This is a genomic window from Chromobacterium violaceum ATCC 12472, assembly GCF_000007705.1.
Taxonomy (GTDB): Bacteria; Pseudomonadota; Gammaproteobacteria; order Burkholderiales; family Chromobacteriaceae; genus Chromobacterium; species Chromobacterium violaceum.
Map to the genome: position 1 here is coordinate 1,870,751 of NC_005085.1, position 9,540 is coordinate 1,880,290.

Annotated in this window: 7 protein-coding genes; 4 read left to right on the top strand and 3 right to left on the bottom strand. The window is 60.3% G+C overall.

Going from position 1 to position 9,540, the window contains the following annotated elements; all coding sequences use genetic code 11:
* Window positions 1-139: 139 nt before the first annotated feature.
* Window positions 140-607 carry a hypothetical protein gene (locus CV_RS08480; RefSeq protein WP_011135281.1) on the bottom strand — a complete coding sequence of 156 codons (468 nt, stop codon included), beginning with the start codon at window positions 605-607 and terminating at the stop codon, window positions 140-142.
* 3 nt (window positions 608-610) lie between these two features.
* Complete coding sequence (locus CV_RS08485) at window positions 611-1,978, bottom strand: HD-GYP domain-containing protein (RefSeq protein WP_011135282.1); 1,368 nt, start codon at window positions 1,976-1,978, stop codon at window positions 611-613.
* Between the two features lie 190 nt (window positions 1,979-2,168).
* Between CV_RS08485 and CV_RS08490 the strand changes: the two genes are divergently transcribed.
* A complete protein-coding gene (locus CV_RS08490; RefSeq protein WP_158303307.1) occupies window positions 2,169-2,681 on the top strand; it encodes a GNAT family N-acetyltransferase in 513 nt (170 codons plus the stop codon).
* A 594-nt stretch (window positions 2,682-3,275) separates the two neighbouring features.
* Here the strand turns inward: CV_RS08490 and CV_RS08495 are convergent.
* Window positions 3,276-4,751, bottom strand: a complete 1,476-nt coding sequence (locus tag CV_RS08495; RefSeq protein WP_043595869.1) for a protein adenylyltransferase SelO — start codon at window positions 4,749-4,751, stop codon at window positions 3,276-3,278.
* Between the two features lie 204 nt (window positions 4,752-4,955).
* Here CV_RS08495 and CV_RS08500 point away from each other — a divergent pair, with 204 nt between their 5' ends.
* From CV_RS08500 to CV_RS08510, 3 genes are read left to right on the top strand one after another with little or no spacing between them, the layout of a single operon-like run.
* Window positions 4,956-6,272, top strand: coding sequence for a TolC family protein (locus CV_RS08500; protein ID WP_147296186.1), 1,317 nt, complete (start codon window positions 4,956-4,958; stop codon window positions 6,270-6,272).
* A complete protein-coding gene (locus tag CV_RS08505) occupies window positions 6,269-8,353 on the top strand; it encodes an ATP-binding cassette domain-containing protein (protein ID WP_011135287.1) in 2,085 nt (694 codons plus the stop codon). The genes CV_RS08500 and CV_RS08505 overlap by 4 nt, the downstream gene beginning before the upstream one ends.
* A gap of 5 nt (window positions 8,354-8,358) precedes the next feature.
* A complete protein-coding gene (locus CV_RS08510) occupies window positions 8,359-9,534 on the top strand; it encodes an HlyD family type I secretion periplasmic adaptor subunit (protein ID WP_052278907.1) in 1,176 nt (391 codons plus the stop codon).
* Window positions 9,535-9,540: the final 6 nt, after the last annotated feature.

Consider the following 9,540-nt stretch of genomic DNA (forward strand, 5'->3'; position numbering starts at 1 on the left):
CTGGCTGGGCGCATAGCCCCAGTGGGCCTTGGACGCCAGCGCGATCCGGTTCATTTGTTCCAGGTCGGCCGCCATGGCGCGGCGTATCGGCGGGGGCGCATGTCTCGCATTCCGCTAAAGTGGGGCAGTGACCTCATTGTCATCCATCGCCGGCGGCTTTGGCCAGCGCCGCCAGGCAGTCCGTCTGCCAGTCGAATTCCGGCTGAAAAGACTCCCGCTCCGACACCGCGCCATAGCCGCCTTGTCCGTAAACGGCGGCGTAGGCCGCGTAATCCGCCGCCTGCAGCGCCTGTCCCGCCAGCGCCTTGGCTACCGCGTAACTGGCCGATACCGCCGCGTGGCCGCAGCCGTCCAGCGAGCGGGAGCCGGGGTGGGCGCCGGCCAGCGCCGCCGCGCGGGCGGCGAGCGCGGCCAGGCTGCCGCGGTCCAATCCGCTCTCCAGCCAGCGTTCCAGCCCGTCCAGGCAAGCCAGCACTTCCCGATCTTCCAGCTGATGGGCGACGCGGCGCGCGCAGGCGAGGCCGAAGCGCAGGCGCAGGGTTTCCCGCTCCGGCGAATCCAGCCGGAGGGCGGCGGCGAGGCGGTCCAGCTTCTCGTTCGTGGACATGGCTCAGGTCAGGCAGATGGCGTCGCTTTCCAGCGCGTCCTCTTCCCTCAGCACGGCTTCCAGCGCTTCGAAGCAGGCCGGGTCCAGCGCGCTGCCCAGGTTTTTCCGCATGATGTCCAGCGTTTCCGGCACCGGGTTTTCCGGATGGTAGGGGCGGGCGGCGTGGATGGCGTCGAAGATGTCGGCGGTGGTGATGACGCGGGTTTCCAGCGCGATCTCGCTGGCCATCAGGCCGCGCGGGTAGCCCTTGCCGTCCAGCCGCTCATGGTGGGCGCCGGCCACCTTGGCCAGTTCGGCGAACGATTCGATGCGGCCGAGTATGGTTTCGGTGTGGCTGGCGTGAAGTTTCACCGCTTCCCACTCTTCGGGGGTCAACTTGCCCGGCTTGTCCAGGATGGTGTTGCTGACGCCCAGCTTGCCCACATCGTGCAGCAAGGCGCCGCGCTTCAGCCAGCGCCGCCGCTGCGGACTCAGGCCCAGCTCCTCGCCGATGCGGTCGGCGTAGTGGCCGACGCGCTGGCTGTGGCCGGCGGTGAACGGGCTCTTGGAGTCCACCACTTGGCCGAAGCCCTCGGCGATCTCGTCCATATAGTCCTCGTCCAGCGGCACCGTGCACTGGGCGGGTTCCAGCGCCAGCACCGCGCGCTCTATGTCGTCGGATTCCAGGCGCTGCCAGAACGCCGTGTCGCGGCTGGCGCCGCGGAAGGCGGCCACCAGTTCCGGGTCGAACCAGCCGCCGCCGCGGCGCACCGCCTCGTCCAGCGCCGCGTGGCGGCCATGGGTGACGTGGAACACGTCTATCACCTGGGCCAGCAGCGCGATGCGCGCGTTCAGCGGAATGGCGTCGCGCTGCAGCCCCAGCGGCCGGCCGGAGCCGTCCCAGTGCTCGTCCAGATACTGGATGCCGTTGGCCACGTTCTCGTTGAAGCGCAGCTGGCGGGCGATGTCGGCGCCGCGGTGGCAGCGGGTGTTGATCAATTCGTCGGCCATCTCTTTGCCCCGTCGCAGCACCTGGACCACGGAGGCCGCGCGCTCGCGCCACCCGGCGGCATGGGTGCCGGTGTGGCTGAACACGAAGCCCAGCATTTGCGGCAGGCTGGCGCCCACCTGCTTGAAGTCCTGCTTGAAGCTGCGGTCGTCGGTGCGGTACAGCTCGCAGATGCGGGCGGCGTTGCTGCTGCAGCCCAGGTCCTTCAGCAGGATGGCGTAGTAGAGATCCCACAATTCCTGCGGCGCCAGGCCCAGCGCCCGGCCGATGTGCATGCCTATCCAGCAGCTGCGCACGCAATGGCCCTCGGGCTGGCCTTCGGTGATGTCCAGCGCGTAGCTGAGCGCGCTGATCAGTTGCGACAGTTTCAGGGTGGCGGCCATCGGCGCTCCCTTGCCGTAGGGCGTGGTGGGGATGTTTTGTTTATGCGTGGCGGGAGGCATTTTCGCAATGACAGTCGTTTTTCAGATAAAAATCAGAACGGATGCGCTGGACAGCGCGGAGCTGGCGTCTGAAAATGCCATCGACATCTTGCTTGCCATCCGTTCCCGCCATGCCCCTGGAGACCGCGCCATGCTTGCCTCCGTTGTTCTGGATTTTCTGACTTCCGACGATTTTCCCGCCGTGGCCGAATTGGGCGCGGCCATCTGGCATAAGCACTTCATCGGCATGATCAGCCGAGAGCAGATCGACTACATGGTGTCCAGCCGCTACACGCCACAGAGGCTGGGCCGCTACCTGGACGCGCCGGACCGCTGGTTCCGCCTGCTGCGGGTGGACGGCAGGCCGGTCGGCTATTGCAGCTACGCGCTGACCGGGCAGCCGGGCGAGATGAAGCTGGAGCAGCTGTATCTATTGGAAGAGATGCGCGGCTGGGGGCTGGGCGGCCGCATGATGGACGAGGCGGAGGCCGCCGCGCGCGCGCTGGGCTGCGCCACGCTGATGCTGACCGTCAACCGCCATAACGCCGGCGCCATCGCCGTGTATCAAAAGCGCGGCTTTGCCGTGCGGGAAGAGGTGGTGGCCGATATCGGCAATGGCTTCGTGATGGACGATTATATGATGGAGAAACTGCTTTCTCGATAGAGAAGAGTTTGATCAGGAGGATTCAGCCGTGTGTGGTTGAATTTTTCAATAGGCAGGGAAGAATATTTGTGATTTGTGCCGAATCATAGAAAGCGCTGGTTTTTTAAGGTTGATATGTGCGTCTGATTTGGAGTGGGGTTTATTTGGTCGTATTGCCTGAGGGTTGAAATTTCTTGCTATGTTCTAGATGCTCTAATAGTTTTAAGCATAAGTATCCATATACAACTTCAGGGCCCGTGTCGCTTGCAACATATCGTATATGCGTGATTGAGTAATTTGTTCCCATCCTGCGGTTAGCTTCGGCTGCGCCTTCGATGACTCTTTGTGTGATGTTTTTTTTATCTAATGGTTTGTGTTTGCAGATGCAGTTTGAGGGAAGCGTTTCGCATACTGGGCTGCCTTGTGTTTCCTGGGTGACTCGCACCTGTAGTAAGTTGTGTTTGGGGCCTGTAATCATCGAGACGGCTAAGTATTCATCTATGCGAAAGAACTGCATTTAATGGTGTCTCGGCAGGTAAGTGGTTTTTGATGTCCATTAAGGCATTGGCAATGCCGAAAGTCAGTGGCTTTGGCGCAGCGAAAAGCTCAGTTCTGTCACGTCCCACAAAACGTCCTGTAGCCCTCCGCCAGCTCCGCCGCCGCCGGCTGAGCGTAGCGATCCAGCCCGTCGCGCTCGGCGAACGGCTGGTGCAGCGCTTCCAGCAGCTTCAGCGTCGGCCCCATGTCGCCGCGCTCGCTGGCGGCGTCCAGCGCTTCCTCCACCAGGTGGTTGCGCGGGATGTAGAGCGGGCTTTCGCGGCGCATCGCGGCGGCGATGTCGGGCGGGCGGCGGGTGCGCGGCACGTGGCGGGCGTGCCATTGCTTGAGCCAGGGCGTCAGCGCGTCCGGAGATGGGAATAACGCAGCCAGCCGTTCGCCCTTGCCCTCCGCTTCGTCCGCCAGGTAGCGCCAGGCCAGCGTGTGGTCGACGCCGTGGGCGGCCAGCAGCATCAGCCAGTCGTCGGCCAGCGCCTGGTCGTCGTCGCGCTCGCCTTCCAAGCCCAGCTTGCGGCGGGCCTGCTCCAGCCAGCGGCGCTGGTACAGGTCTTCGAAGCCTTCGACGATTTCGGTCGCGGCCGGCACGGCGGCGGCCGGATCGTCGGGGGAGATCAGCGGCAGCAGGGTCTCGGCGAAGCGGGCCAGATTCCACTGGGCGATGGCGGGCTGGTTGCCGTAGGCGTAGCGGCCCTGGTGGTCTATCGAGCTGAACACGGTGCCGGGGTAGTGGGCGTCCATGAAGGCGCAGGGGCCGTAGTCTATGGTTTCGCCGGACAGCGCCATATTGTCGGTGTTCATCACGCCGTGGATGAAGCCAGCGTGCATCCAGCGGGCGATCAGCGCCGCCTGGCGCTCCGCCACGGCGGCCAGCAGCGCCAGGTGGCGGCCGTCCCGGCCGGCCAGCTGCGGGTAGTGGCGGGCGATGGTGTAGTCGGCCAGCTTGTTCAGCATCGCGGTTTCGCCGCGGATGGCGAAGTACTGGAAGGTGCCGACGCGCAGGTGGCTGGCGGCGACGCGGGTCAGCACCGCGCCGGGCAGCGGCCGTTCGCGGTAGACCGGCTCGCCGGTGGTCGTCACCGCCAGCGCGCGGGTGGTGGGAATGCCCAGCGCCTGCATCGCCTCGCCGACGATCAGCTCCCTCAGCATCGGGCCGACGGCGGCCTTGCCGTCGCCGCGGCGCGAGAACGGCGTCTGGCCGCTGCCCTTGAGGGCGATGTCGCGGCGCTGGCCGTTGCGGTCCGTCACTTCGCCCAAGAGCAGCGCGCGCCCGTCGCCCAGCGACGGCGACAGGCCGCCGAACTGGTGGCCGGCATAGGCCTGGGCGATCGGTTGCGCGCCTTCGGGGATGTCCGCGCCGGAGAACAGCCGCGCCAGTTCGCCCTTGTCGGTCTGGCCGGCGTCCAGGCCCAGCTCATCGGCCAGTTCGGCGTTCCAGTAAAGCAGTTCCGGCGCGGGCGGCGTTTCCGGCCGCACCGGCGCCCAGGCCTCGGGCAGGTCGCGGGCGTAGCTATGGTCGAAGGCGATGCGGATCATGGCTGGCGTGATTTTGGATGAGTTGGCTTGGATGCTAACTGAAAAGTTTTACAAGACGTAATGCTGCTCGGTTATGCATCCAGTTCTGGGAGGCATAGGTCAGAACGATTTTCTCTCGTTGGAGCGGGTTTTTCAATTGTCGAATTGACATGGTAATGGCATTTAATTTGCGTGCAAAGTGTTAATTTATGTTGCGGACTTAATGTGAATATTGTATACATAAACTATTTGCATATGAATTTGAATTTTACTATCCATTTGAAGAGATTGCTTTTGGCCATCTCTAGTCCGATGTGGTGTGTCTTGCTTTTCTTATCATTCGGAGGGCAATGGGTTCACGCCACAGCAAACGATTTTCTGCAGTTGTTACAGCGTGCCTCTTACTCCCACCCCCAAGTTGCCATGGCGCAAAGTCAGCGCGAAGGCGCGGACGGTGAGCGCCAAGCCGCTCGCTGGCAAAGATATCCCATGCCCAGTTTTCAGAGCGTGACGCCGCAGGACCGTTCCCGTTCTGAGCCAGTCAATCGGTTTTCCCTTGAGCAGCCAATTTTCGCGGGCGGACGGATTGATGCAGGCATTGATGAGGCAGAAGCGAAATACACTGCGAGCGAAGGCAATCTGGATCAGGTGGCTGTTGATCTGGGCGTGCGCTTGAGCACTGTCTGGTATGAGTGGCATCGCCAGCGGGAGCGCAAGATGGTGCTGATGGATAGCGTGCAAGCACATCAGCGCCTGCGCGACCAGATTAGCAGGCGTGTCAAGGAGGGGGTGAGCGCGCAGGCGGATCTGACGCTGGCTGTGGCGCGTTTGTCGCAGGCCGAGGGCGATTTACAGCAAGCCAAATCAGCCGAACGCAATCTTTATGCACAGCTTGTCCAGTTGGCCGGCGCACAAATCCATTATCTGAGCACATTCCCAGTTCCTTCCGCCGATCAGCGGGTGAGGGAGGCCCCGTCTGTCGACTGGCGCGAGAAAGCGATTGCGCGAGCCCCTGGTTTGGCAAAGTTGGATGCGGAGGCCGACGCTGCCGCCGCTGAGATCCGAGTGAAGCGTGGACAGCTGTCTCCTGTTGTGAGTGTCCGTTACGACTACGACGCTTCCGGGTTTAGAAAGGGATCCGGCGTGTTCCTTCAAGTGTCCGCGCAGCCAGGCGCGGGTTTGTCCGGTCTTTCCGGCGTTAAGGCCTCGGAAGCTTACTACCAAGCTGCCAAGGATGCGCGGCGCAGCGCTGAGCTGGAATTGCGGCAAATGCTGGACACCGATTTTTCCGATTATGACTCTGCCTTGGGCCGGATCCAATCCTACGAACAATTACAGATCTCTTCCCGTGAGGTGGCTGCTTCATATGCCAGGCAGTTTGTCGCCGGGAGGAAAAGCTGGCTTGACGTGCTGAACGCGGTGCGCGAGTCGGTGGCGGCTGACCTTTCCATTATCGATGCGAAAACTCAGCGATCGCAGGCTTGGTGGCGTCTGCGCCTGCGGGCTTTTGGTCTTGGCGAAATAAGCAAGGAGCCGCAATGAATAATCTTGGCGCGGCGTTGTTATATCTCTGTCGTTTGCAGCGGCATCGGATCAACTATCACAGCGTGACTTTTGCGGTTGAGACTTGTCTGCCGACGAGCGGGGCGAGGGAAGAGCTTGCGGAGCTATGGCGCAGGCTTGAGCAGCCGGGGGAGCTTGCGATGCTTGACGCTTTGACTCCTGACCGTCTGCCTGCGTTGGTTTTTCATCCGCAATCAGGCTGGGGGGTGGCTGAAGCTCTCGATGCCCAGGGGCGACTGGTGGTGGCGAATGGTCTGGGAGAGCAAATAGCCATTGCCAAGGAGCAACAACCACGCCTGCAAGGCTTTGTCCTCCCCAAGAAGGAGAGTCAGGCTGGAGCTTTGTCGTGGGACATGATCAAGGCCTCGGTGCTGAAACATCGCCAAACGTTGATCCATGCCATGGTGGCGACGGCGTTGGTCAATCTGATCTCGCTGATCGTATCCATTTACAGCATGCAAGTGTACGACCGAGTGATTCCGACCTCAGGTGTGGCCACACTGACAGTGCTCACTTTCGGCGCGGTATTGGCGGCACTGTTCGAGTTTGCGCTCAAGTGGCTGCGCGGCCATGCCATTGATCAGGCCAGTGCAGTAGTGGATTGCGAGGTTTCCAATCAGCTGGTGGGCCGGCTGCTGGGCAGCCGCCTCGATGCGCGTCCAGCCCAGGTCGGCACTTTGGCGGCCCAGGTTCGAGGCTTTGATTACATTCGTGGCTTGATGACGTCGACCACGCTGTTCTTCGCTATCGATTTGCCGTTTGGATTGGTTTTCATCGCGGTGATTGCCTTGTTGGGCGGCGTGGCGGTGATCGCTCCCATCGTGGTGGTGGTGATCAGCATTTTGCTGGGATTGTATGCCGCCAAGAGGGTAAGGAGGCTGAGCGCGCAAAGCTTGCACAACAGCAACCGCAAAATGGGTGTGCTGGTCGAGGCGATCGAGGCGGGCGAAACACTCAAGGCGGGTGCCGGTGAATGGCGGCTGTTGGGCAAATGGCGCCATTTGGTCGAGCAAGTCGCTCTGGATGACTTGGAGCTGAAAAACCATAACTCAAATGTCAGCTATCTCGTCGCGCTGCTGCAAAGTGTCGGCTATGTCGCGATGATCGCCACCGGAGCGGTGCTGGCTATGGATGGCTACATCACCACGGGTGCTTTGCTGGCGTGTTCCATCTTGAATGGCCGCGCTGTAAGCCCGCTGCTGCAGTTACCTTCATTGTTGCTGCAATGGTCGCAAGCGAAGTCTGCGCTGCAGACATTGGATCAGATGCTGGCTTTGCCGGCGGATGCGCCGGAGGAAAGCGAGCAGCTTACGCCCGATTTCTGCACAGGTGATATTTGGTCGGACGAACTGGGTTTTGGCTATGCAGAATCTTCTGTCGCGAGTGTGGCGTTGCGCGCGCCATTGTCCATCCATGCGGGTTGCAAAGTGGGGATCGTCGGCGAAGTCGGCTCCGGCAAATCGACTCTTCTGAAGTTGCTGGCAGGTTTGTATGAGCCGCAAAAAGGACAGGTCCGCCTCGATGGTGTGGACATGCGCCATCTGAATCCGGGGTTTGTACGCGCCAATCTGGGCTACTTGGCTCAGGACTATCGTCTGGTGGGCGGCACCCTGCGCGAAAACCTGACCTTGGGTTTGGCTGATCCAGGTGATGAGGTCCTGCTTGATGCTTGTCGCGCCACGGGATTGATCCAATTGATCAATGCCAGCCCGAAGGGTTTGGCGCTGCTGATCAGTGAAGGAGGGCGTGGGGTATCTGGAGGGCAACGTCAACTGATCGGCCTGACCCGCTTGTTGCTGGCCAATGCCAAGGTTTGGCTGTTGGACGAGCCCACCGCCTCGCTGGATGGAAATAGTGAAGGAAAAATACTAAGCATGCTGAAACAGCAGGGGGGCAGCCGCACCATGGTTGTGGTGACGCATAAGCAAAGTCTGCTGCCTCTGTTTGATCGCTTGATTGTTATCGCGAATGGCAATGTTGTTCTAGATGGTCCTCGAGATATTGTTTTGGCCAAACTGCAGGGTAATGCCCGTGCGCAGCAAACTGTAGAAGCGAATTGATTTTCATGAATGTCCTCAAGCAGCAACGAACATTGAAACCGCCTTCAACTCATGGCGGACGTCTGATTTGGGCCAGTGCCGCGGCGGTGCTTGGCGCTGGTGTCTGGGCAGCGAATGCTCCTTTGGATCAGATTACTCGCGGATCGGGCCAAGTAATCGCAAGCTCTCACACGCAGATCGTACAAGCGGCTGATGGCGGCACTATGCAGCACCTGTATGTGCGAGAGGGGGATAGGGTCAAGCGTGGCCAGCTTTTAGCAGAGATGGACCGAGCTAGAGCCGAATCGATGGTTAAGGAAAGCGAGGCTAGAGCTGCGGCGTTGTATGCCAATATCTCTCGCTTGAAAGCAGAAGTATTTGGAGGCGAGCCGCAATTTCCGGTTGAGGTGAACGGGTATCCAGAGTTTCAGCGCAACCAGAGCATTTTGTTTATCAAGCGGCAGGCGGCAATACGCGAGGAGCTGAGCTCGTTGCAGTCCTCGCTGGCCATAGTCAAGAACGAATTGGACATGAATCTGCCGTTGGTGAAGCAGGGTGATGTCAGTAGGGCGGATATTCTCCGCTTGCAGCGTCAGATGGCTGAGCTGAGCGGGCAAATTACCAATAGAAAAAACAAATACTTGCAAGATAGTCAAACGGAATTGTCCAAGGCGGAAGAGGACTTGGCTTCTGTATCGCAGATCAAGGCGCAAAGGCAAGACGCGCTCAATAATACTCGTCTATCCGCACCGGTCGATGGCGTGATCAAGAGTGTCCGGATGACCACGCCGGGTGCAGTGTTGAAGCCTGGCGAGGAGTTATTGTCGATTGTGCCAGCTGGCGATGAGCTTGTGGTGGAAGCCAAGATCAAGCCCGCTGATATCGCATATCTAAAAAAAGGCCTACCGGCCACAGTTAAGTTTGATGCTTGGGACTACAGCATCTACGGTGCGTTCAAGGGGGTGGTGAGCTATATCAGCGCTGATACCTTGACGGAAGAGGGCAAGCACGGCGATCAGTTGTTCTATCGGGTGAAGATTAGTTTGCCCAGGCAGAATTTCTTGAACGTCAAGGGGAAGTTGATTGAACTGCAACCGGGCATGACTGCTCAGGTTGATATAAAGACAGGGACGAGAACAGTCCTGCAATATCTGACAAAACCTATTACCAAGACTTTGTTGGATTCCATGGGTGAGCGCTAAAGCACA